Genomic DNA, 22,657 nt, shown 5'->3' with positions numbered 1-22,657 from the left:
GCATGTCCATTGAGCAACCGAATAGCCAGGAGGCCCTATTGGCTGCTGCGAGCGCCGCAGGCGCATCACCGCTGACCATTTTGGACTGTACCTTGCGTGATGGGGGCTACTACAACAATTGGGATTTTCCCACCCCGCTGGTACGCCGCTACCTGGATGTGATGAAGGAAGCCGGTGTCGACTACGTGGAACTGGGCCTGCGCGCGCTTGCCTCCTCGGCGTACGCAGGGCCCTATGCGTTCACCGTTGATGACTGGCTGCGCCACGTGGGTATCCCTGATGGTATGCGTGTTGGCGTGATGTGCAACGCCAAGGATCTGCTGCAGGGCGGTAACCCCGTAGAAATGGTCAACCGCCTGTTTTCCCACGCCGACGAATCGCCTGTGGAGTTGGTGCGTGTGGCGGCTCACTTCTCCGAGATTGAGGCCAGTCGAGAGGCTGTTGTAGCCCTGGCTGAGCTGGGCTACAAGGTCGGTTTCAATTTCATGCAGTCCAGTGGCCGCTCTCGTGAGGAGCTGGCTGAAAAGTCGGCTCTGGTATCCGAATGGCCGCTGGATGTTCTGTATTTTGCCGACTCGCTGGGCAACATGTCGCCGGATGACATCCGCTTTACCGTCAGTGCCATGCGTGAAGGCTGGAGCGGCCCGATGGGCTTCCACTCCCACGACAACATGGGACTGGCCCTGGTTAACGTACTGGCGGCCATTGAGGCGGGTGTGACCTGGATTGACGCTACCGTTTTGGGCATGGGCCGTGGTGCCGGCAACGTGCGCCTGGAGTACCTGCTGCTGGAACTGAGCCAGCGAGGCCTGTACAGCGGTAAGCTCGATGGTCTGCTCAATCTGGTGGTCGAGGAATTCCAGCCCATGCAGAAAGCCTATGGCTGGGGTGCAAACCTCTACTATCACCTCTCGGCCATGTATGGCGTGCACCCGACCTACGTTCAGGAAATGCTCTCCGATGAGCGTTACAAGCCGTCCGCCATCATCACCGCGCTGCGTCGTCTTGGTGAGTCGGGTGCCAAAGGCTTCTCCCGTGATCGTCTGCTCGATGCCATGCAGGACGAGTGCCTGATCAGCAAGGGCAGCTGGGATGCATCGAGCTGGCTGGATGGCAAGGACGTGCTGCTGATCGGCCCGGGTGAGGGGGTCAAGCAGCACCTCGAAGGCCTGCTGCATTATGTCAAGCGGCACAAACCGTTCGTCATGTGCGTCAACAGTAACCCCTGGTTCCCGTCACACGTGATCAACGCCTGGGTGGCCTGCAACCGTCAGCGCCTGCTGCTGGATCGCGAATTCTACGCCGAGAATCACGGCCAACTGGTGGTGCCTGCCGGCGTGCTGGACGAGGAAAGCAAGGCGGTATGGCAACACTGGACGCTGCTGGATTACGGCATCCAGATCAAACCCGAACACCTGGCCATCCACAGCACCGGTGCCGAGCTGCCTGCAGCTCTGTCTGCTGTCTATGGTCTGGCCCTGTGCAGCGCAGGCGGTGCCCGCCGCGTACTGATGGCTGGTTTCGACGGCTACCTGCATGGCGATCCGCGTCACAACCAGATGGAACAGGCCCTGAGCCTATACCGGTCGGCCCCGCAGAGTGTTCCGCTGGTGGCCATCACGCCGACCACTCTCTCTCTGCCTGAAACTTCGCCTTACGCACTTGAGGTTTAAATGAAAGCACTGATCATCATTCCCGCCCGCTATGCATCCAGCCGCTATCCGGGCAAGCCACTGGTGGATATCGCCGGCAAAACGCTGTTGCAGCGCGTATGGGAGCGTTGTGTACCGGTGCTGGGGGAGGAGGGCGTCGTGGTGGCGACCGACGACCAGCGTATTGCAGATCACTGTCAGGCCATTGGCGCGCGCTGGGTCATGACCCCTGACACCTGCCTGACCGGCACCGACCGTCTGGCCGCAGCTGCCCAGCAGCTCAAGGCCGACATCTATATCAACGTCCAGGGTGACGAGCCGATGATCCAGCCTGAAGACATCCAGCGCGTGATCGATCTGGCTGTCGAGCATCCTGGGCAGGTACTCAACGCCTACTGTGCCATCAAGGAAGAGCAGGACTACCTGAGCCGCAATGTGCCGAAGGTGGTCATGCGTCCTGACGGTCGCCTGCTGTACATGAGCCGTGCACCGATTCCGGGCACCAAGAGTGCCGAATTCGTTCGTGCGGACAAGCAGGTGTGCATCTACGCCTTCCCGCCGGAAGCGCTGCAGGCCTATGCTGCCTGCACCAGCAAGACGCCGCTGGAGCAACTGGAGGATATCGAGATCCTCCGCTTCCTGGAGCTGGGCTATGAAGTGCGCATGGTCGAAGTCTCCGGCAGCTCCATTGCCGTGGATGCCCCGGAAGATGTTGCCCGTGTGGTCGCTGCCCTGGAGAAGCAATGATGCAGCGGCTGTCCCAGCCCATCAGTGCCTATGACACCTTCGTATTCGACTGTGACGGTGTACTGATCGACTCCAACCGGATCAAGACCGATGCCTTCTACGCCGCCGCCCTGCCTTATGGTGAGGCGGCAGCGCAGAAGCTTTTGAGTTATCACAAGGCCAACGGTGGTATTTCAAGGCAGGAAAAATTTCGCCTGTTTTTTCTCGAAATCCTTGGTCATGCGCAACTGCCGGAGGAGGACTACCAGCAGGCACTCAACGCCTACGCCGAGCAGGTACGTGACGGCCTGGCCAACTGTGCCGTTGCGCCCGGTGTAGTGGAACTGCTGCGCAGCCTGCCGGAAGGTAGCAAACGCTTCGTGGTATCCGGTGGGGCCGAGGCAGAAGTGCGCTGGGTGCTGGAGCTGAAAGGACTGGCCGGCTTTTTCCACGGCATTTACGGCAACCCGGTGGACAAGCTCGAATTGGTGCGCCGGCTGGATGTTGCAGGCGAGCTGCCGGGTAAGCGGCTGTTTGTTGGCGACGCCCGTTACGACCACGTGGTAGCCAGCCAGTTCGGCATGGATTTCGTATTCGTGTCCGGTTTCAGTGAATTCAAGGACTGGCCGGCCTATTGCCGGGAAAACCAGCTGCAAGTAGTGCAGTGGCTGGATCAGATCATCATTGACTGACAATTTCGTCAGCGATGAATGTGTGAATAACCAAAACAAATAACTCTTGAAAACTTAAGGAGAACCTCATGAGAATTTTGCCGCTTATGTTGATGGCAGCCCTGCTGGCAGGCTGTGACAACGCTACGACAGAAGCCCCGAAAACCACCCAGGCTCCCAAAGAGGCACAGGCGACTGCCAAGGCCAATGTCATCTATCTGCCGGACAATACTGGCCTGGAACTGGCCGGTCGCAAGGTCAGTGACCGTGAAGTGACCAACGAGCGTGGCAAGTACCGCCGTATCTCCATTGTATTCAATGATTTCAAACCGGCTGAAATCGACAAGAGCGTTGCCACGATCCTCAAGCAGGCCGGCTACAAGCGCAAGGAACGCAGCAAAGATCAGGAAAGTATGCATGTACTTTATAGAAAAAAAGATGTAGCTCCCGTTACTGCCCGTTACAAGCGCGTGCTCAAGGAAGGCCAAAAGAAGGCAAAAGTTACCTTGAGTCTGACATGGAAAGTTAATTAATAATAAGCTGTACGGTTTTTAAGGGGGGAGGTATGTCATCTGAGCTTTTTGTTTCAAAGGAAGAAACTCCGCGTATTGCTGTGTTTGGCTTTCCCTTCTCCAGTAAGCGGTTGTCGCCGTTTACTGGAGGAAAGGAAGGGCCGCTAGTTTTGAAAACTTTTCTGGATGAGGTTGGGCGGGAGATTCTTTTGATTAGTCGCTCTGCCTCCTCTTATGTTGGTGTGGATAAAATTTATCCCATTCATCAGGTTATGATGTTTCAGGGAAGTAGTCACTCTGCGGCAAGTCTGGGAGTGGACGAATTGGTTAAGTACAGCGATGTTGAGGTTCTGGCAAGTGAGATGCTGGGCCGTAATAACGGTCAAGTAAAAGCGGAGGTTGATGCTGGAAGCATCGAAAGCTGTGATTTGCGGCGTACAGTTATTCGTAACAAGATTGCATTTTGGGCTGATCTTGTCCGTGGGCGAAATTTGGTTGGTTGGGTCAACTCAAATGCGCCACATTTTGTGGATGACTATATCTGCTATGAGATATGTCGTCGCAATGGAATGCCGACGGTATTTCCCTATCGTCTTCCGATAGTTCCTGGTGTATTTGCGCGTCTCTATATTCCAGTTGATTTATTTGATCATGGTGCTGTTTATCTCGAAGATGGTACTGTTGTTCGGGCAGGCGATATCGATGAAGGGCTTATTAATCAGCCGTTACCTGATGATCTGGAGCTGATATATAACGAAGTGGTGTTGGGAGGCAAAAGCCTGGGTGATTTGTCAAGGGAAACCTTGGCTTCTATGATGATGGACCCTCCTGCGCAATTTTTGCATCAGCCTAAATGGTTGACTGGTTTACGGGCCTGGGCTAAAGCTTTTTTGACTGGTGATTTGGGAGTATTCCGTCAGCATCAAGCCTGGCGACGCCGAGCTGAGAACAATCGCCAAGATTATAAAAAGCTGTCTACCAATAAAGTACCTACTGGAAAGTATCTATATTTTCCGCTGCATATGCAGCCTGAAGCCAGTTCATGTCCGTTAGGTGGGTTGTTTTCTGATCAACTGAGAGCGGTAAGGATGCTGGCGGAAGCTCTTCCGGCTGATTGGAAGTTGGTTGTCAAGGAACACCCATTACAAAAAATGGAGGCTCGTCCGGCGGGCTGGTATCACGAGCTGGTCAAAAACTCCAATGTAGTTCTAGTTGAGCAAGGTGTTTCCTCAAGCGATTTGCAGAAGGGGGCTCTTGCCGTTGCTACCTTGACTGGTGCCGCTGCTTGGGAGGCATGGCTGTGGCGTAAGCCGGCGCTGGTACTGGGACATATCCTGTATCAGGATGCACCGGGTATTTATAAGGTGCGTTCGCGACAGGATGCCAAGGATGCGCTTAGCAAGATTGCTTCTGGCGTTGTGCATGACAATGCGGATATTCGCCGTTATTTGGGCTGTCTTGCGCATATGACTTTTATTGGTCATCTTGATGCTTATATAAATCCGAGCCTTCCGTCATATCGGCTTGATCCTGAGCAAAATGAGCGAAACATTGGCAGGCGCCTTGCGGTAGCATATCGTGCGCAATTAAAGGAAGTTGTGGTAGAGGCTCTTCAGGAGGAGGTGTCAGTCCATGGATGACACTTCACCTTCGACGGTTTTTATTTGCAATACGTCATTGCATATTATGAATGCGATGGATGCTTGTGTCGCCTTCAATATCGATCCTGCGAGTGCTTGGTTAGTTGTAAAAACTGTTCCGGCGGCACCGCCTAACAGTATTAAGCCAGTTATTGATCTTGCACCTTGGGGGCGTGTGATCTGGGTAGGGGATTTGCCGGTAGAGGGGAGGGGGATTTTTTCTTTTTTTAAGTTTCAGCTGGCTATATACAAGTATTATCGTGGTTGGCAAAAGCAACTGGCGAAAGCAAAAGGAGTGTCGCGAGTTTTTGTAAGTTTCAATCGAATGATTGCAAATCGTATTATCGCTAACTGGCTAAGTGCGCGCGAGATTGTATGGCTGGACGATGGTACCTTGTCTTACGCTCTTGCACTGGATTCAGTGCTGCCTCCTGCTAAAAAGAAAGCTGTCTCGACTTCTAAAACTATTTCTGCGGTCGGGGCAAAAAGAAAAAGTGCCAAATCGGTGGCGGGGAAAGTTAAGGCTGTCAGAGGGGGTAAGAAGAAAGATTCGGTTTCTGCGAAAGGTTCAGTGGCTTCTAAGAAAGTCGGAGTTTCCAAAAAAGTAGTATCGCCAGGTAGGTCTGGAGTTGCCAAGAGGTCAACGATTTCTAATAAATCTGTCGGTAAGAATGCGACAACAGGAGTAGTTAAGAGAACTGGCTCAGGTAAGGGGGCTAAGGCTGCACCTAAAGGGCGTCCAGGGATGGCTCGAAAGACTACACAGCTGAAACGTAAAGCGGTAGTGACGAAGAGGGCCGGGACGAATAATAGAAAAGGCCGGTTTGATAAAGTCAAGAAAGGATCGAGCTAATCATGTCGTCGCTGGTTAAAAAAATGCTTAAGCGCTTGCCTGGAGTAAGGCCGCTCTATCGCCGCTTAATGCGATTCTCTCAAACGACTGTCAGGCCGCGAGTCAGTGCATTTGTTACACGCAAACTCTTACGAGTTTCTCCGCAGGTTCCTAGGCAGCAAGTGTTTTTTTCTGTATATGAGATCTGGCCTCTTGCGCCAGCCCGATGGGTACGTAATGAACAGATGTGGTTTCGTGAGCGTTTACGCAATAGCGAAACAGACGAAAGCCTTGTTCACTTTCTTGGTGCTCCGCTGGTGGAGCGTGATGGAGTACCGGAAGCAGCCTATATTCGTTGGCTGAAGAATCTGATAGCTCATTACGACGGGAAACGTTTCGTTTATATCTTGCATCCACGTGAGAGTAACGACTGGGGCAAGAAACTTGCGCAGCAGTTGAATATTCCCGTGGTTCGTCAGCAGCTTCCGTATGAAATCGAGTTGTGCATGATGCGCAAACGTCCGCAGGTTGTGGCCAGTTGGTTCTGTTCGGCGCTGGACAACCTGGGCAACTGCGGCGTCCCCAATCTCGAACTGGTGGCTTACCGTTTGCCCAAGGTCAAACTGGCCGAGGACAAGCAGCGCCAGGGCAAGATTCTGGAGGCTGCGGAGCTGTTCTATCGCCGGCATGAGGGCGGCGACAAGGTCAGTGTGCGGGAGATTCCTGATGGCAAACCGGTTGTAGCCGAGGTGGCGTTACCCTCGGAGCAGCCGGCATTGTTTGTTGCCGATATGGCACTGTTCCCACCGACCGATGCGCTGTATCCGCAGCCTCGCCCCAAAGTTGTTAGGCCTCGTGCGGAAGTTTTGCAGCAGTTCGCGCGCAGCCTGCCGGTGATTATGGTCGAGCTTCGCATCGCTGCCCGCGGCCGGGTGCTGCTGGGCCATGCACTGGAAGAAGACAAGGTGCGCCGGCTGGCATTGCCCATGGATTTCTGGCTGAAGAACGAGAGCCTGGATGATGCGGCCCGGCGTATTGCCAGTACTCTGCTTGGGCATGAAATGCCTGTGGGGCGCTGTGTGCAGGTCGGACATAACGTTCGCGAGGTTATTACCAGCAATGGAAAATCCTCGGTGCAACTGGTTTATGCCTACGAACTGAAGCTGCCGGATTCGCTGCCGGTGGCCAATCGCTGGGGCTATGAATCCTTTGAATGGTGGGAACCCGCTACCGCGTTGGCCACTCCGATACTGGGTGCGCAGGCGCGGTCGGTGTTGGCTTCGCTGTCGGCTCATCATGAGGTGGGTGGCTTACTTTCCGGTTTCTCTGCGCTACAGATGAGGTATTGATTGTGGAGGTAGAGATGAAGGTAAAAATGAAGGCCCGTCTGGCACTCAAGGTTTTGGCAGGTCAGGCAATACCTGCCGAGGAGCTGGAGCAGCATAGGACTAGCCAAGCGGAAGTTGAACGCCTGGCTGGGCGTTTGCGCAAGTGGGCCTATCGGGCATTTCAGCCTCCTGCTCTGGATCTGGCAGTGGCGACTCTGGCTGCAGCGCTGAACGGTCGAGGTCTGTCGGTGGTTCAGGTTGGGGCCAATGATGGTGTGACCGGGGATCCGGTTCACCATCTGATCATGGCCTATGCCGAGCGGGTTCTGCTGATCGAGCCGCAGGCCATGTTGCTGGACAAGCTGCGCAGCAACTACTCGGCGTTTACTGGAGATTTGCGTATCCTTAACCAGGCTGTTGCGGCAGAAGGCGATCAGTTGACACTGCATACCCTGCGGGAGGATCTGCACGAGCAGTATATCGAGCGGGTTGGGCGTCATCCGTCGGCAATTGCCTCATTCAACTCGGCCTATGTGCTGGAAAAGGTACGTGATCGGCTGGCGCTGGATGAGGCCGGTGCCGAGACTGCCGTAGTGGCAACGCAAGTGCCGGCCTCGCGGTTGGACAGTCTGCTGGTCGAGCATGGCTACAGTCATGTGGATCTGCTACAGATCGATTGCGAGGGCTACGACTGGAAGGTGCTGGAAACGCTGGGGAGTTTTCGGCCGACCATTATCAATTTCGAGTCGTTCAATCTGTCACGGGATGACTGGGCGGCCTGGGTAAAATGGGCTACGGCCAATGGCTATGGCTTTGTCCAGGGGCATATGGACTGCCTGGCCATTAAAGGCTATCCGCAAAAAGTTTCTTATTAAGCACTAACTTGCTAGGGGAAGTATGGCAACTCTGAAGTGGCGCAGCGATATTGATGGTCTGCGTGCGATATCCGTTATTGCGGTGATTCTCTATCACTACCAGTTACTTCCCCTGATGAGCGGGGGGTTTGTCGGGGTTGACGTATTCTTCGTTATCTCCGGCTATCTGATTACCGGCATCATCGTCCGGGAGGTGTCCGAGGGGCGCTTTTCCTTCCTTGATTTCTATGATCGCCGGGTGCGGCGTATTCTGCCGGCGGCTCTGGCTACGATTTTTCTGACGCTGGTGGCCGGGTACTTTATTCTGCTGCCCGGCAACTTTGCTGTGCTCGGAGAGACCTCGGCTTATGCCGCATTGGGTGTAGCGAACTTCTACTTTCTGTGGAATACCGACTACTTCGATGCTGCAGCGGAAATGCAGCCGCTACTGCATATGTGGTCGCTGGCGGTGGAGGAGCAGTTCTACCTGTTCTGGCCGATTCTGATTCTGCTGGTGCACAAACTGTTTGGCCGTTCTTCCAAGGCGCTGCCGGCCTTTCTGCTGGCGGCGGTCGTCGTGGGCTTTGCCATGGCGGTCTGGGTGGTCAGCCGGGACAGCAAGACCGGCTTCTATATGATCCATGCCCGGGCCTGGGAGCTGGCGCTGGGTGGTCTGCTGGTATATGCCCCGGTCATCGGCAGGCGTCTTGTTGCCGAGCTGATGGCGCTGGCGGGTATGGCGCTGGTGTTGGGTTCGGTGTTTCTGCTCAATACCAAGATGACCTTCCCTGGGCTGAATGCGCTGTATCCCTGTCTGGGTGCGGCGTTGCTGCTGTGGCCGAAGTCGGACAATACCTGGATGGCCCGGGGGCTCTCCCTGGCCCCTATGGTGTTTATCGGCAAGATTTCCTTCTCACTTTATCTGGTGCACTGGCCGCTGGTGGTGCTCTACCGGCACTATGGCACGGGGAGAATGCCCGGCTTGAGCGAGGCTCTGGTACTGGTGGTGCTGTGCTTTGTACTGGCCTATCTGTGCTGGCGTTTTGTTGAGCAGCCCTTCCGCAAGCAGAGAAAAGGACGGGTCTTCAATGTATCCGTTGGCGCTGCGGTAATGTGCAGTGTGGCAGCTCTGGGTGTTGCGGTGCTTGGTTTGAAGGGGCTGCCCGAGCGTTTGCCTTCAGAGGCGAGGATGTTGGAGGCGTATGCTCAGCGGACATTGGTCGAACAGAATGGTGAGGCTTGCTGGAATGGAAGGAGAACTCCAAAGGATCGGTTTTCCAAAAAAGACTGTCTTGCTCTAAGTAAGGATAAGCCTAATGTTTTGCTTTTGGGAGATAGCCATATGATGCATTTCTCAAAAGCTATTCGTGAGGCGTATCCATATGTGAATTTTTTACAAGTTACTACAGCAGCCTGCTCGCCCGTATTGCCTCGGGAGAAAGGGACGAATTGTCAGTATTTCACTAATTTTGCTGTAAATGATTTTTTGAAAAAAAATGAAGTTGATGCGGTTGTTTTTTCAGGGAATTGGTCAAGTAAGGACTTGAAAAAGCTGAGGGCAACTTTAGAGACGGCTTCTAAGAGAGTTAAGCGGGTCTTGGTTTTTGGGCCTGGAATAAGATATTTGGCGCCGTTGCCAGAGCTGTTGGCGAAGTCATATATGAGAGGTGACTCTGGTCGGCTTGTGAAGGAGGCAAGTATTTATCGTCGGGTTGAATCTATAGATAAATCTATCGAGAATATTTCAAAGGGATTAGGTGTTGAATTTTTCTCGGTATTTAGGGCTCTTTGTTCTAGTGGCTCCTGCGTGGTTAAAACATTGGATGGCGTTCCGACACATTATGATCGTGGTCATCTTACCTATGAGGGGGCCGCTTTTATTCTTGCTAACCTGAAGTCGCAGGGTTTGAAGTTTTAGACTGAGCTTGGCAGGTTTTTATTTGATCTGCCTGGACAGGTTTCATTGCTTTATTGGAGGGTCTCAGGATTGGCTTCCTGAGTTTTTTTGAGGTATCAATGCTGGCTGATTATGCTGTTTAGCTCCTACGAGTTTATTTTTGCTTTTCTGCCAATCACCTTCCTGGTTTATTTCTTTCTGACCGGGCGGCGTCTGTTGCAGGCAGCCCGGGTATGGCTGGTATTGGCCAGCCTGTTCTTCTACAGCTGGTGGAATATCAACTATTTGCCGCTGATTCTTGGCTCCATGCTGTGCAATTTCGCTCTGGGCGCAGAGTTGGCGAAACCGGGCGACGAGCCCGGGCCACGGCATATTCGGCGCAAAACCTTGCTGGCGCTGGGCGTGGCGGGCAATCTGGCCTTGCTGGGTTACTTCAAATACGTGGATTTCTTCCTCGGCACTTTCAATGTATTGCTGGATTTGCAGTTGGGTTTGACCGGCATTGCGCTGCCACTGGCGATCAGCTTCTTTACCTTCCAGCAGATCGCCTATCTGGTGGATTGCTACCGGCGCGAGACGAAGGAGTCGGACTTTCTCGGTTATGCGCTGTTCGTCACCTTCTTTCCCCAACTGATTGCCGGCCCCATCGTGCATCACCGGGAAATGATTCCCCAGTTTGCCTCACGCTGGAATGCCGTGCGGCGCTATCGAAATGTGGCGCTGGGGCTGTTTATTTTCAGTATGGGACTGTTCAAAAAGGTGGTAATAGCCGACACCTTTGCCCAATGGGCAACTCCGGGCTTTGATGAGGGCGAGGCACTTGGTTTCGCGCAGGCCTGGGCGACCAGCCTGTCTTATACCTTCCAGTTGTATTTCGATTTCAGCGGCTACACCGATATGGCCATCGGCGCTGCTTTGTTGTTCAACATCCGCTTGCCCATCAATTTCAATTCGCCATACAAGGCGCTGAGTATTCAGGACTTCTGGCGTCGCTGGCACATTACTCTGAGTCGCTTTCTGCGCGATTACCTCTATGTCCCGTTGGGCGGCAACCGGCGCGGGCGCGGGCGGATGTATGCCAATCTGTTCGTGACTTTTCTGCTGGGTGGCCTGTGGCATGGGGCAAGCTGGATGTTCGTGTTCTGGGGGGGCTTGCACGGCGCAGCACTGGTGGTTCACCGGATCTGGCAGCGCCTGGGTGGTGTAATGCCCGACTGGCTGGGCTGGCTGCTGACATTCAATTTCGTAAACGTCACCTGGGTGCTGTTCCGCGCGCCGGATCTGACCAGTGCCTGGAATATTTACCGGGGCATGCTGGGGCTGGGTGGCTGGCAACTGGCAGAGCTTCCGGCTTGGCCGCGCTCGGTGCTGGTAGGGCTTACGCGATACTATGTGCACTTCGAGACAGGGCTGTGGATCGGCCTGGCGCTACTGGCCGTATTGTGCCTGCGCAACTCAACCTGCTATCTCCACGGATGGCGCATGCAGACGCGTCATGCCTGGCTGGCCGGACTGGCGCTGGCGCTTTCGGTAAGTCAGCTGTCCAGCTATTCCGAGTTCATCTACTTCAACTTCTGACGGCGGATCATGCGTAAGGTGATGCTGACCTTGTCGGTGGCGGTGGGGTCGCTGCTGCTGATGGGGCTTTTCAATTTCCTGGTCGATCCCTTTTTGGTCTTTTCCCGACAGGATGAAGCGCACCTACAATTACAGCGTTATGCCATAGGTCGTAACGAGCGCATGCACAAGGCCGCGCAGATCGAATACTTTCGCCCGGATTTTTTGGTGTTGGGTTGGAGTCGTGCCCGTGACGGCATCAATCCGCTGCACCCGGAATTCCTAAAGCGTTATGACAGTCCCTATAACGCGGCTCAGGCCGTTCAGCGGTTGCAGGAGGCTCAGGCCTACTATCACCACGCACGTTGTGCAGGGCGCCTGAAGGCGGTGCTCTGGGGAGTTGATTTCGGTATGTTTGCGGCGAAGCACGATGCCTTCAATCGTAGCTATCGGCCTGGCTTGCTGCGTGACAGCGAATGCCGCGGCCAGCCTCTGTGGGAGAAGCTGCGCATTGCCTTTTCCTGGCACACCACTCGGGCTGCCCTGCAGCATCTCTACCAATCGAAGCGGCCGAATTTCTTTACGGATCGTGGCATGACCAATCCGGCCTATTACCAGGTTAGTAAACGACAGCCACTGCAGCAGTTTCTACGTGCCGAGCAGCAATACCATGATGACACTTACTCCGCTTACGAGCTGGGAGCCGAGAACTTAAGAGTGTTCCGCGAGGTGCTATTGACGGCGCATCGCGAAGGGCATGAGTTCATTCTGTTCTTTTCTCCCAGTCATCCGCGTCTGTGGGAGGTGTTGGACATGCAGGTTGGCTGGGATGTCTTCGAGCAGTGGAAGCGGGAGATGGTACGAATCAACGAAGAGGTGGCGGCCGAGGCCGGACGTGATGCGTTTCCGCTGTGGGACTTTACTGGCTACCATCCTCTGCATGTTGAGGCATTGCCGGCGGCGGACGAGCGTCGGCCGGTGATGAAGAGCTACTGGGATACCAGTCATTTCAAAGAGCGTTTGGGGAATATCTTGATTCGTCGCGTGTATGACGCCGAGAGCAAATACCGGTCTTTCGGACAGCGCCTGAGCGCAGAGAATATCGAGCTGCATCTGGCGCGCTTGCGTACCCAGCGTGCCGCCTGGCTGAAGCGTAATCCGGGTTTGCAGGAGAGCATGCGGCAGGCGCTGCGGCATGCCGAGCCAGCCTGTGAAAAGGACTGTCCCGATGGGGATGCGTTAACGCAATGAAGGAGGGAATGAGCGTTTTCGTCGTTTCCACGCCTTTGCAACTGCTCAATGCCATTGAGGCTCGGCATGCTTTGCTGGCAGTTGGGGTCGAGGCAGAGCTTTGGGTGGTCTGCAAGCATCCGGGGCACCGTTTTACCTGGTTGTGTGCCCGGGAGATTGCACAGAGCACTTTCTCTCGTATTCGTCTGCTGGAGCTGAATCGTGTCTCCGCACGGCTTGGCGTATGGGGTGTTCTGCGTGGGTTGTTGGGCAACCGCCTGAGGTTGCGGAGCCTGCCTCGGGAGTATCCGGCTTGCCGGCATATGTTCATCGGTAATCCACGTACGCCTGAGCATCTGTATCTGGCCAGTCTGTTTGCGCAGGCCAGCCTGACTTGCCTGGATGACGGCACAGGAACTGTGTCGTTCTATGAGCAGGTGGCGGCCCGGGGAGGGCAGAATGGAGGTGGCTTTTCCCTTCACGGCAATGCCTTGGCTCTGCTAAAGGACTGCTGTTTCCGTTCTTTTTACGGCGACTATCGAGCGCCGCTGCGCCGTGCCGAGGCGTTTACCGCCTTTGTCGAGTCAGCCGCAAAGGCTGGCTTTGCTACTACAGCCAATAGCTATGCCTGGCTCAAAGGGCGTATGCGTAGCAAAGGGCCCCGCCAAGGCACGCACTTTCTCGGTGCGCCGTTTGTCGATCGCGGCGAGCTGTCCTGGGAGGTTTATAAGGGTTGGCTGCAGCGACTGGTCGGTCTGCTGCCGGGGCCGTTGCTCTATGTCGGGCACTGGGCTGAGTCAGATGCACAGTTGCAGCGGATTGAGTCGGAGTTGGGGATCCGCTGTAAGCGTTTCGAGCGGCCCTATGAGTTGGAGTATCTGCTCGGGGAGCGGGCGCCGGCCTGTGTGGCAAGTTGGTTCAGCAGTGCGCTGGATGTGCTGGCTGTGGTATCGGACGAGGATGTCCGTCTGATGGCTCTGGAGGTGCCTCTGGATGGCTTTCTCAAAGCTGATATTGCGGCTTCCGCCAGTGCTTTCTATGCCCGTCATCGTGAGGCGTCGAGCCCGGTGGAGGTGGTGCGCTGAGAGCGGGCGCGCCCGCCGATGTCTGGGATACTGGTTTGCTGCGCTGAGTGGATGAATCTTCAGCAAAGGCGGAAATTTCTTCTGGCTTGTACGTATAATTGCTTCACTCTGCAGGGCAAGCGACAAGAATTCATACGGAGTTTCAGGGATGAGACAGCACTCCGGCGCCTTGGCCGAACGCTACCCGGATCGGGGGGGGCGGTTGGCGCCTTCAGTAGTTGATGTGGGTGATGTTTTGAACGAAGTCGTGTTGCTGGCCAACAGCGCGTGGTATTTGAAGAATTTTCGTAGCACGACCATCGTGGCCCTGCGTGAACGCGGTTATGCGGTGTGCTGCATTGTTCCCGAGAGTTCGGATGCCCAGTCGCTTCAGGCACTACGTCAGTTGGGTGGGCGGGTGGAGTGTTTCCGCTTTGCGGCATCGAGTATCAGTTATCGTGCCGAACTCATCTCCCTGCTGTCGCTGATGCGAGTGCTAAGGCGTCTGCGTCCGGCACTGGTGTTCAGTTTCAATCCCAAGTCCAATCTGTATGCGGCCATCGCCTGCAGCGTGCTGGGGCTTGCCTATGTGCCTAATGTTTCGGGCGTGGGTATGGCCGACCAGTTGCGTGGACTCAAAGGCCGGCTGTATCGCCGGGCGATGGGGATTTTCATGCGTCGGGCGCGCTGGGTGTTCTTTCAGAATCCGGAGAATATGGACGCTCTGATCGGTCGTAACTGGGTGGATGCCCGACGTTGCACTTTATTGCCAGGATCCGGGGTAGAGCTGGAGCGATTTACTCCGCCGCAACAAGAACTCACGCCGCGAGGCGAGCGGGTGTTTCTGATGGCGGCCCGACTCTTGAAACAGAAAGGGGTGGGGGAATACCTGGCGGCGGTCGAGCGTTTGCAGCAGGAGCAGAGCGAGAGCTTTCGGGCGCGTTATCTGCTGGCGGGGGAGCAGGACGACTCGGGGCGCTGTATAGAGCCTGAGTTGCTGGAGGCTTTTGCCAGTCGTGAAGGTTGTGAGTACCTGGGGCAGGTTGAGGATATGCCGGGGTTGCTGAAACGGGTCGATTGTGTCGTGTTGCCTTCCTATTACCCGGAGGGAGTGCCCCGGGTACTGATTGAGGCTATCGCCTGTGGCAGGCCGGTCATCACCACCGAGCAGCCTGGCTGTCGCGAGGTTGTCGAGCCTGGGCTCAATGGTTACAGGATCGAGCCGCGTTCGGCCGATGCCTTGTATGAGGCAATGCGCAGTTTTCTGGCATTGCCGGCTCGGCAGGTTGAGGATATGGGCCGGCATTCGCGTCGACTTGCCGAGCTGCGTTTCGATGTGAGGACGGTTATCGAAGCCTATATGCAGGTGGCTGAGCGTTTTGCCAGGAATGGCTAAGTAGAGCTGTGTTGTACCGGGGTTGCTCGGTGCTGACTGAACTGGCTGCGAGGTCGCGGCTCTATGGCGTAAGGCTTTTGCTACCTGCTGTTTGTCGGGATTGGACTGGTGTCGGGTAGGCAATGCTGATTATCGTGGATGAGTTGGGCTGCGGATGTTGTCTTGACGGGCTGGTCGTTACGCCTGGCTCAAAGGAATGATTGATGAATATCACGGTGTTTGGCACAGGGTACGTTGGGCTGGTTGCAGGGGCGTGCCTGGCTGATGTGGGTCATCAGGTACTTTGCGTCGATATCGATCAGGAGCGCATAGCGAGGCTGCGTCAAGGCATTGTGCCGTTTTTCGAGCCCGGGCTGGATGTGATCGTCCGGCGCAATCATGCCGAAGGGCGGCTGGCCTTCACTGCCGATGCCGCCGAGGCCGTGGCCTTTGCCGAGCTGCAGTTCATTGCGGTGGGCACTCCGCCGGATGAGGACGGTTCCGCCGATTTGCAGCATGTGCTGGCGGTGGCGAGCACCATCGCCAGCCATATGGATGGCTACAAGGTCGTGGTGAACAAGTCCACCGTTCCGGTGGGCACGGCTGACCGGGTTCGTCAGACTATCGCCGGCATTCTTGAGCAGCGCGGCCTGGAGCTGCCGTTCGATGTGTGTTCCAACCCGGAATTTCTTAAGGAAGGTGCCGCTATCGAGGATTTCAGCAAGGCGGCACGCATCATCGTCGGTACCGATAGCGATTTGGTGCGGGCACGCATGCGCGAGTGCTACGCGCCCTACAACCGCAACCATGACAAGCTGATGTTCATGGGGGTTCGTTCTGCCGAGCTTACCAAGTATGCGGCCAACGCCATGCTTGCCACCAAGGTCAGCTTTATGAACGAGCTGGCGCAACTGGCCGAGCGTCTTGGCGCGGATATCGAGCAGGTGAGGCTGGGCATCGGCTCGGATCCGCGGATCGGCTTTCACTTCATCTATCCGGGCTGTGGCTATGGTGGCTCCTGTTTTCCGAAGGATGTCCAGGCGCTGGCACGTACGGCATTGCAGGTCGGTTACGAGGCCGAGTTATTGCAGGCGGTTGAGGCAGTCAACCGACGGCAGAAGCAGGTGCTGTTCGGCAAGCTGGAGGCTGCCTTCGACGGTCAACTGGCTGGTAAGACCATTGCGCTCTGGGGGCTGGCCTTCAAGCCCAATACCGATGATATGCGCGAGGCTCCCAGTCGAAGCCTGATGGAGGCCCTGTGGGACGCAGGCGCCCGGGTGCAGGCATTCGACCCTGAAGCACGCAGTGAGGCCGCCCGGTTGTATGGCGCACGCGAGGATCTGCAGCTGGTCTCCAGCCGCGAAGCCGCAGTGCAGGGGGCGGATGCGCTGGTGATCTGCACCGAATGGAAACAGTTCCGTGCAGTGGATTTTCAATGGCTGAAGACGCAGTTGCGCAGTCCGGTGGTTGTCGACGGGCGTAATCTGTTCGAGCCGGCGGCAGTCAAGGCTGCCGGACTGATGTATTACGCCATTGGTCGTGCCGATTCACTGCGGCTGCCGGCGTGAGGGCGCGTATGAAGGTTCTGGTAACCGGCGCGGCCGGCTTCATCGGCTACCATCTGTGTCGCTACCTGCTGGCGCGGGGCGATGAGGTGCTTGGCGTCGACAATCTGAACGACTACTACGACGTGAGCCTCAAGCAGGCGCGTCTGGCCGGGTTGACGACCGAGCCGGGCTTTACCTTCGTGCAGCTGGACATCGCCGATCGCGAGGCGATGGCGACGCTGTTTGAGCGGCATGACTTTACCCGGGTAGTGCACCTGGCTGCGCAGGCGGGGGTGCGTTATTCCCTGGAGAACCCGCATGCCTACGTCGACAGCAATCTGGTTGGCTTCGTCAACGTGCTCGAGGGTTGTCGCCGGCGGGCGGTGGAGCATCTGGTATTCGCTTCTTCCAGTTCGGTATACGGGGCTAACGAAAGCATGCCGTTTCGGGTAGACGACAATGTCGATCACCCTGTATCGCTTTATGCCGCGACCAAGAAGGCTAACGAACTGATCGCGCATTCCTACAGCCATCTCTATGGGCTGCCAGCCACAGGTCTGCGCTTTTTCACTGTCTATGGGCCGTGGGGGCGGCCGGACATGTCGCCTTTTCTGTTTATCCGCGCGATTCTTGAAGGCCGGCCGCTAAAGATCTTCAACTACGGCCGGCACCGGCGGGATTTCACTTATATCGACGATATCGTCGAGGGCGTGGTGCGTTGTCTGGATCGTCCGGCAGGCCCTGATCCTGACTGGTCCGGGCTGACGCCCACTTGTGGCAGCAGCCGGGCGCCCTGGCGTATCTACAATATCGGCAATGGTCAGCCGGTGGAGTTGTTGCGCTATATCGAATTGCTGGAGAAGGCGCTCGGCAAAACGGCAATCAAGGAATTTCTGCCGATGCAGGCTGGGGATGTCGAACATACCTATGCCGATGTCAGCGCGCTGATGGAGGCTGTTGGCTATGCGCCTTCGACGCCCATTGAATTGGGTGTGGAGCGACTGGTTCACTGGTATCGGCGTTTCTACGAAGTTTGACGATTGGATATGGGCATTGGCCTGACAGGTTTTGGGGAGGATTGGATTTGTATCGTTCAGGAATAGGGGCCTGCATGCTGCTTGCATTGCTGGCCGGTTGTGATGGAGCCAATGCGCCTTCGACGGTGCAGGAGGCAGATTCGACTCAGGTGACCCAAGCCTTCCAGCGTAACGGGATTGTGCTCAAGGACGGCGACGTGCTGCCTATCGAGGGGCAGATAGTGCGTTATGAGTTGATTCGCAAGGGCAAGGACGTGACCGATCGCTATGTGGTGGAGTCGTCGAAGAGTCTGATGGAACTGGAGTCTCTGACTTTCGCTGATCTGGCGCGACGCGGTTATGTGCGCCAAGTACGGAATGACACACCGGAGCGTTTCCAGGTGACCTATCGGGGCAAAGGCCTGCCGTTGATCACTGCCGATTACCGGGCACAGAAAAATGTGAAGGATCTGGCCCGGGTAATTTTCAACGTACGTACCGGTGGTTGACTTCTGCTCTGTGGAAGTTGCGCTCTCGTAGTGAATATATGCGCAGGACGTTGGAGTGGTTCGCCTCGGAGCAGGCACCTACTGGCTAGGCGTAATGGAAAGCTCAGGCGACGGGTTCGATCTGCCAAGGAATCATGGGAGAGCTGATGCGGGTGTTGGTCTCGGGGGGAAACGGGCTGGTGGGCTCGGCAGTGTTGCGCTGCCTGGCTCAGCGGGCGGCCGTGGTTCCCATCGCCGGGGTTCGTAGCCCGGAATCGACAGCTTCCATGGTCTTTGAGTCTCGCGTGCTTGGGGATCTGGCCGAAGGCTCGGTCGATGCATCTGTACTGGAAGATGTGGATGTGGTGGTGCATGCGGCGGCTCGTGTTCATGTGATGGATGAGCAGGCTGTCGATCCTGATGCAGCCTTTGCTTCCGTCAATGTCGAAGGTACGCAGGCTCTGCTGGAGGCCGCTGCCGTTGCCGGTGTTCGGCGCTTCGTGCTGGTCAGTTCCATCAAGGTCAATGGCGAGGTCAGTCCGCCCGGGCGGCCCTTTTCCGAACTGGATGCGCCCAACCCGGTAGACGCCTACGGCCGATCGAAGCTGGCTGCGGAGCAGTTGGTTGAAACATTCTGCCGGGCCCGAGGCATGGAGTGGGTAGTGGTTCGCCCGCCGCTGGTTTACGGGCCGGGCGTGCGCGCCAATTTCCGCCGGTTGATGCAGTTGCTGCAGCGTGCGCATCCCTTGCCTTTGGGGGGCTTGTCCAATCGGCGCAGTCTGGTGGCGCTGAACAACCTGGCCGATTTTCTTGCCTGTTGCGTCGAACATCCTCAGGCAGCCAATCAGTGCTTTGTGCTCAGCGATGACAGGGATCTTTCGGTGACCGAGTTGGTGCAAAAGCTGGCGGCTGCAATGGGCGTGCGTTCCTGGCTGGTGCCAGTGCCTGCCAGTTGGCTGGCAGCCGGTCTGTATCTGGTCGGGCAGAGTGCTGCCGCGCAGCGTCTGTGTGGCGAATTGCTGGTGGACAGTCGCAAAGCGCGGGTGCTGCTGGGGTGGCGTGCGCCGCTGGACGTGGATGAGGGCCTGCATGCCACTGTCAGCGATTTTCTAAAGGGGAGTGGTCGATGATCGGCCTGTGCTTGGCCGGCGCTCTGTTGGCTTCGTGGGGGCTGACTGCCTGGATGCGCTGTTATGCGCTGAAGCGCCAGTTGCTGGATGTACCCAATGCGCGCAGCTCCCATGCGGTTCCGACGCCACGAGGCGGCGGGATGGCGATCGTGCTGGTATTTCTCGCCCTGCTACCAGTGCTGATGCTGGAGGGGTTTTTGCCCTTGTCTGTGATGTGGGCGCTGTGCGGCGGAGGGGCCTGGATTGCCTTACTGGGGTTTCTCGATGATCACGGTCATGTGGCGGCGCGCTGGCGTTTGCTGGGGCACTTCGTTGCGGCAGGCTGGGTGCTTGTATGGTTGGGCGGGTTACCACCGCTTGCATTGGCTGGGTTGAGCCTTGATCTGGGGTGGTTGGGACACGGTTTGGCGCTGTTCGGTCTGGTATGGCTGCTCAACCTCTACAACTTCATGGACGGCATTGATGGCATCGCTGCAGTGGAGGCGATTTGTGCATGCTCAGGTGGTGCGCTGCTGTATCTGCTGCTCGGCCAATCGGCATTGTTGTGGCTCCCTTTGTCGCTTGGAGTTGCAGTGGCCGGGTTCCTGTACTGGAATTTCCCTCCTGCGCGCATTTTTATGGGGGACGCGGGCAGCGGTTTTCTCGGCCTGATGCTGGGAGCATTGGCCTTGCAGGCTGCCTGGCTGGACAGTGAGCTGCTTTGGGCCTGGCTGATTTTGCTGGGGGTGTTTGTGGTGGATGCGACCTGGACAGTGGTGCATCGTCTGATAAGAGGGGAGCGGGTCTATGAGGCACATCGTAGTCATGCCTATCAGTTCGCTTCCCGTCGTTTTCGTCGGCACTTGCCGGTAACGCTCGCTGTGGCAGTGATCAACCTGTTGTGGCTGTTGCCCCTGGCTGTTGCGGTAGCACTGGGATATGTGCCAGGACTGGCTGGGCTGGTGCTGGCCTATGTACCACTGGGCTGGCTGGCGTGGCGCTTCAGAGCTGGTGCGGCCGAATGATACGGATGCCCCTGTGGTGCCTGGCGTGATGTGGATGGATGAAGAGATATGACTGCGAACTCGCGATCGGTAGGTCCGGAAGATCGTTTGGCGCAAAGGGTGCGCAAGGCGCTGATCAGGCTTCCGCGACGCTACAAGCGCCTGTTGCAGGTGGCGGTGGATGTTGTTCTGGTCTGGCTGGCTCTATGGCTGGCGTTCGTGGTGCGGTTGGGGTTTGACAAGCGTATCGATCCACTGGGCGACCATCTCTGGTTGTTCGCTGTAGCACCGGTGCTGGCGATTCCCTACTTTATTCGTCTGGGCATGTACCGGGCGGTAATGCGCTATTTCGGCAACGATGCGCTGATTGCCATCTTCAAGGCGGTGTCTCTGGCGTCACTAACACTGGCGCTGGCCGTTTACTGGTACCGCGAGCCACCGGCGCTGGTGCCTCGTTCTCTGGTGGTCAACTACTGGTGGCTGAGCCTGGTGTTGATCGGTGGCCTGCGGCTGCTGATGCGGCAGTTTTTCATGGGCGACTGGTACGTGGCGGCGCGCCAGGTGCCGTTCATCCATGGCAGCCGTACCGGAACGTTGCCGCGAGTGGCCATATACGGTGCAGGTGCTGCCGGCAACCAGCTGGTGGCAGCCCTGCGTATGGGCCGCTCGATCCAGCCGGTGGCCTTTGTCGATGACGATGACAACATTGCCACGCGAATCATTGCCGGCTTGCAGGTGTATAAGCCCAAGCATATCCAGCAGATGATCGAAGAGACCGGTGCTCAGCAGATTCTACTGGCGGTGCCTTCCCTATCCCGGGGTAGGCGGCGGGAGATTCTTGAGCATCTTGAGCAGTTTCCGCTGCATGTGCGCACGGTGCCCGGTTTTATGGATCTGGCCAACGGGCGGGTCAAGGTAGACGACCTGCAGGAGGTCGACATTGCCGACCTGCTGGGGCGCGATCCGGTACCGCCGGATCAGCGCCTGCTGGAGCGCTGTATCCGCGACCAGGTGGTGATGGTGACCGGAGCCGGTGGGTCGATCGGTGCCGAGCTGTGTCGACAGATTGTGATGGGCGGATCCCGTTCATTGGTGCTGTTCGATCATTCCGAATTCAACCTCTACACCATTCATGCCGAACTGGAGCGGCTGATCCAGCGCGAGTATCTGTCCGTGAAATTGCTGCCGGTGCTTGGTTCGGTGCGCGATGCCGATCGGCTACTCGAGGTGATGCGGGCCTGGCAGGTCAATACTGTTTATCACGCTGCGGCTTACAAGCATGTGCCGATGGTGGAGTACAACATCGCCGAAGGGGTGCTGAACAACGTGATGGGAACGTTGTATGCGGCCCAGGCGGCGATTCAGGCCGGGGTAGATCACTTTGTGCTGATCTCCACTGACAAAGCCGTGCGCCCGACCAATGTGATGGGTAGCACCAAGCGGCTGGCAGAGATGATTCTGCAGGCGCTGAGCCGTGAGCCGGCACCAGTGGCCTTTGGTGAAGGCGGGGTGCATCGGGTTAACAAGACCCGCTTCAATATGGTGCGCTTCGGCAATGTGCTGGGGTCATCCGGTTCGGTAATCCCGCTATTTCATGAGCAGATACGTATGGGCGGTCCGGTTACCGTCACTCATCCTAATATCACCCGTTACTTCATGACCATTCCGGAAGCGGCGCAGCTGGTGATTCAGGCCGGAGCCATGGGGCAGGGCGGTGAGGTATTCGTGCTGGACATGGGGCAGCCGGTCAAGATTCTCGATCTGGCCGAGAAGATGATTCACCTGAGCGGTCTGAGCATTCGTTCCGAGCGCAACCCGCAGGGCGATATCGCCATCGAGTTCAGCGGTTTGAGGCCGGGTGAGAAACTCTATGAAGAGCTGCTGATCGGCGATAACGTGAGCAAAACCGATCACCCGATGATCATGCGCGCCAACGAGGAGATGCTTTCCTGGGAGGAGTTCAAGCAGGTACTTCAGGCGCTGCTGGATGCCCTGAAGGAGGATGACTACGGCCGAGTTCGCCAACTGTTGCGACAGACTGTCAATGGCTATCGGCCGGAGGGAGAGATTGTCGACTGTATGTACCAGCGCCAGCGCTTCGATGTCTGACAGCGCTGCTGCTTGCTTCGTGAGAAACCGCACCCTGGGGCGAACG

General features: G+C 56.7%; 19 protein-coding genes. All 19 read left to right on the top strand.

Annotated elements, in window-relative coordinates; genetic code table 11:
* The first annotated feature begins 2 nt into the window (after nt 1-2).
* The 19 genes from NCCP436_RS06875 to NCCP436_RS06785 all read left to right on the top strand — a co-directional run bounded on the left by NCCP436_RS06875 (nt 3) and on the right by NCCP436_RS06785 (nt 22,611).
* Nucleotides 3-1,673, top strand: a complete 1,671-nt coding sequence (locus NCCP436_RS06875; RefSeq protein ID WP_220803235.1) for an aldolase catalytic domain-containing protein — start codon at nt 3-5, stop codon at nt 1,671-1,673.
* Nucleotides 1,674-2,399: a 3-deoxy-manno-octulosonate cytidylyltransferase gene (locus NCCP436_RS06870; RefSeq protein WP_220803234.1), complete on the top strand. Its 726-nt coding sequence runs from the start codon at nt 1,674-1,676 to the stop codon at nt 2,397-2,399. It begins immediately after the preceding gene.
* Nucleotides 2,396-3,070 carry an HAD family hydrolase gene (locus NCCP436_RS06865; protein WP_220803233.1) on the top strand — a complete coding sequence of 225 codons (675 nt, stop codon included), beginning with the start codon at nt 2,396-2,398 and terminating at the stop codon, nt 3,068-3,070. The genes NCCP436_RS06870 and NCCP436_RS06865 overlap by 4 nt, the downstream gene beginning before the upstream one ends.
* Nucleotides 3,071-3,138: 68 nt before the next feature.
* A complete protein-coding gene (locus NCCP436_RS06860; RefSeq protein WP_220803232.1) occupies nt 3,139-3,582 on the top strand; it encodes a hypothetical protein in 444 nt (147 codons plus the stop codon).
* 32 nt (nt 3,583-3,614) lie between these two features.
* Nucleotides 3,615-5,201, top strand: coding sequence for a hypothetical protein (locus tag NCCP436_RS06855; protein WP_220803231.1), 1,587 nt, complete (start codon nt 3,615-3,617; stop codon nt 5,199-5,201).
* Nucleotides 5,194-6,054, top strand: coding sequence for a hypothetical protein (locus NCCP436_RS06850; RefSeq protein WP_220803230.1), 861 nt, complete (start codon nt 5,194-5,196; stop codon nt 6,052-6,054). The genes NCCP436_RS06855 and NCCP436_RS06850 overlap by 8 nt, the downstream gene beginning before the upstream one ends.
* 2 nt (nt 6,055-6,056) lie before the next feature.
* Nucleotides 6,057-7,382 (top strand): hypothetical protein, encoded by a 1,326-nt coding sequence (locus NCCP436_RS06845; protein WP_220803229.1) that lies wholly within the window; start codon nt 6,057-6,059, stop codon nt 7,380-7,382.
* A gap of 14 nt (nt 7,383-7,396) precedes the next feature.
* The gene (locus NCCP436_RS06840) at nt 7,397-8,236 is read left to right on the top strand and encodes an FkbM family methyltransferase (RefSeq protein WP_220803228.1); all 840 of its coding nucleotides are present in this window, start codon (nt 7,397-7,399) and stop codon (nt 8,234-8,236) included.
* A 22-nt stretch (nt 8,237-8,258) separates the two neighbouring features.
* Nucleotides 8,259-10,133 carry an acyltransferase family protein gene (locus NCCP436_RS06835; protein ID WP_220803227.1) on the top strand — a complete coding sequence of 625 codons (1,875 nt, stop codon included), beginning with the start codon at nt 8,259-8,261 and terminating at the stop codon, nt 10,131-10,133.
* A gap of 111 nt (nt 10,134-10,244) precedes the next feature.
* Nucleotides 10,245-11,690 carry an MBOAT family protein gene (locus NCCP436_RS06830; protein WP_220803226.1) on the top strand — a complete coding sequence of 482 codons (1,446 nt, stop codon included), beginning with the start codon at nt 10,245-10,247 and terminating at the stop codon, nt 11,688-11,690.
* A gap of 9 nt (nt 11,691-11,699) precedes the next feature.
* The gene (locus NCCP436_RS06825; protein WP_220803225.1) at nt 11,700-12,920 is read left to right on the top strand and encodes a hypothetical protein; all 1,221 of its coding nucleotides are present in this window, start codon (nt 11,700-11,702) and stop codon (nt 12,918-12,920) included.
* Nucleotides 12,921-12,928: 8 nt separating this feature from the next.
* Nucleotides 12,929-13,984 (top strand): hypothetical protein, encoded by a 1,056-nt coding sequence (locus tag NCCP436_RS06820; RefSeq protein WP_220803224.1) that lies wholly within the window; start codon nt 12,929-12,931, stop codon nt 13,982-13,984.
* A gap of 148 nt (nt 13,985-14,132) precedes the next feature.
* On the top strand, nt 14,133-15,359 hold the full coding sequence (locus NCCP436_RS06815; protein WP_220803223.1) for a glycosyltransferase family 4 protein: 1,227 nt from the start codon (nt 14,133-14,135) through the stop codon (nt 15,357-15,359).
* Nucleotides 15,360-15,562: 203 nt separating this feature from the next.
* Entirely contained in the window at nt 15,563-16,906 is a 1,344-nt protein-coding gene (locus NCCP436_RS06810) for a UDP-glucose/GDP-mannose dehydrogenase family protein (protein WP_220803222.1), read from the top strand.
* An 8-nt stretch (nt 16,907-16,914) separates the two neighbouring features.
* Nucleotides 16,915-17,922 carry an NAD-dependent epimerase gene (locus NCCP436_RS06805; protein WP_220803221.1) on the top strand — a complete coding sequence of 336 codons (1,008 nt, stop codon included), beginning with the start codon at nt 16,915-16,917 and terminating at the stop codon, nt 17,920-17,922.
* A gap of 74 nt (nt 17,923-17,996) precedes the next feature.
* Entirely contained in the window at nt 17,997-18,410 is a 414-nt protein-coding gene (locus tag NCCP436_RS06800) for a hypothetical protein (protein ID WP_220803220.1), read from the top strand.
* Between the two features lie 146 nt (nt 18,411-18,556).
* The gene (locus NCCP436_RS06795; protein WP_220803219.1) at nt 18,557-19,519 is read left to right on the top strand and encodes an NAD-dependent epimerase/dehydratase family protein; all 963 of its coding nucleotides are present in this window, start codon (nt 18,557-18,559) and stop codon (nt 19,517-19,519) included.
* On the top strand, nt 19,516-20,523 hold the full coding sequence (locus tag NCCP436_RS06790) for a glycosyltransferase family 4 protein (protein ID WP_220803218.1): 1,008 nt from the start codon (nt 19,516-19,518) through the stop codon (nt 20,521-20,523). Before NCCP436_RS06795 ends, NCCP436_RS06790 begins: the two co-directional genes overlap by 4 nt.
* A 48-nt stretch (nt 20,524-20,571) precedes the next feature.
* Complete coding sequence (locus NCCP436_RS06785; protein WP_375709474.1) at nt 20,572-22,611, top strand: nucleoside-diphosphate sugar epimerase/dehydratase; 2,040 nt, start codon at nt 20,572-20,574, stop codon at nt 22,609-22,611.
* Nucleotides 22,612-22,657 lie beyond the last annotated feature (46 nt).

Origin of the sequence: Pseudomonas sp. NCCP-436, assembly GCF_019656335.1 — a bacterium.
GTDB lineage: Bacteria > Pseudomonadota > Gammaproteobacteria > Pseudomonadales > Pseudomonadaceae > Aquipseudomonas.
Note: the sequence above shows the minus strand (reverse complement) of the source record. Positions and strands in the feature narration are given on the sequence as shown.

Excerpts from the sequence above, each read along its gene's own strand:
- NCCP436_RS06875 (WP_220803235.1), top strand. The coding sequence starts at position 3 with ATGTCCATTGAGCAACCGAATAGCCAGGAGGCCCTATTGGCTGCTGCG.
- NCCP436_RS06870 (WP_220803234.1), top strand. The coding sequence starts at position 1,674 with ATGAAAGCACTGATCATCATTCCCGCCCGCTATGCATCCAGCCGCTAT.
- NCCP436_RS06865 (WP_220803233.1), top strand. The coding sequence starts at position 2,396 with ATGATGCAGCGGCTGTCCCAGCCCATCAGTGCCTATGACACCTTCGTA.
- NCCP436_RS06860 (WP_220803232.1), top strand. The coding sequence starts at position 3,139 with ATGAGAATTTTGCCGCTTATGTTGATGGCAGCCCTGCTGGCAGGCTGT.
- NCCP436_RS06855 (WP_220803231.1), top strand. The coding sequence starts at position 3,615 with ATGTCATCTGAGCTTTTTGTTTCAAAGGAAGAAACTCCGCGTATTGCT.
- NCCP436_RS06850 (WP_220803230.1), top strand. The coding sequence starts at position 5,194 with ATGGATGACACTTCACCTTCGACGGTTTTTATTTGCAATACGTCATTG.
- NCCP436_RS06845 (WP_220803229.1), top strand. The coding sequence starts at position 6,057 with ATGTCGTCGCTGGTTAAAAAAATGCTTAAGCGCTTGCCTGGAGTAAGG.
- NCCP436_RS06840 (WP_220803228.1), top strand. The coding sequence starts at position 7,397 with ATGAAGGTAAAAATGAAGGCCCGTCTGGCACTCAAGGTTTTGGCAGGT.
- NCCP436_RS06835 (WP_220803227.1), top strand. The coding sequence starts at position 8,259 with ATGGCAACTCTGAAGTGGCGCAGCGATATTGATGGTCTGCGTGCGATA.
- NCCP436_RS06830 (WP_220803226.1), top strand. The coding sequence starts at position 10,245 with ATGCTGTTTAGCTCCTACGAGTTTATTTTTGCTTTTCTGCCAATCACC.
- NCCP436_RS06825 (WP_220803225.1), top strand. The coding sequence starts at position 11,700 with ATGCGTAAGGTGATGCTGACCTTGTCGGTGGCGGTGGGGTCGCTGCTG.
- NCCP436_RS06820 (WP_220803224.1), top strand. The coding sequence starts at position 12,929 with ATGAGCGTTTTCGTCGTTTCCACGCCTTTGCAACTGCTCAATGCCATT.
- NCCP436_RS06815 (WP_220803223.1), top strand. The coding sequence starts at position 14,133 with ATGAGACAGCACTCCGGCGCCTTGGCCGAACGCTACCCGGATCGGGGG.
- NCCP436_RS06810 (WP_220803222.1), top strand. The coding sequence starts at position 15,563 with ATGAATATCACGGTGTTTGGCACAGGGTACGTTGGGCTGGTTGCAGGG.
- NCCP436_RS06805 (WP_220803221.1), top strand. The coding sequence starts at position 16,915 with ATGAAGGTTCTGGTAACCGGCGCGGCCGGCTTCATCGGCTACCATCTG.
- NCCP436_RS06800 (WP_220803220.1), top strand. The coding sequence starts at position 17,997 with ATGCTGCTTGCATTGCTGGCCGGTTGTGATGGAGCCAATGCGCCTTCG.
- NCCP436_RS06795 (WP_220803219.1), top strand. The coding sequence starts at position 18,557 with ATGCGGGTGTTGGTCTCGGGGGGAAACGGGCTGGTGGGCTCGGCAGTG.
- NCCP436_RS06790 (WP_220803218.1), top strand. The coding sequence starts at position 19,516 with ATGATCGGCCTGTGCTTGGCCGGCGCTCTGTTGGCTTCGTGGGGGCTG.
- NCCP436_RS06785 (WP_375709474.1), top strand. The coding sequence starts at position 20,572 with ATGACTGCGAACTCGCGATCGGTAGGTCCGGAAGATCGTTTGGCGCAA.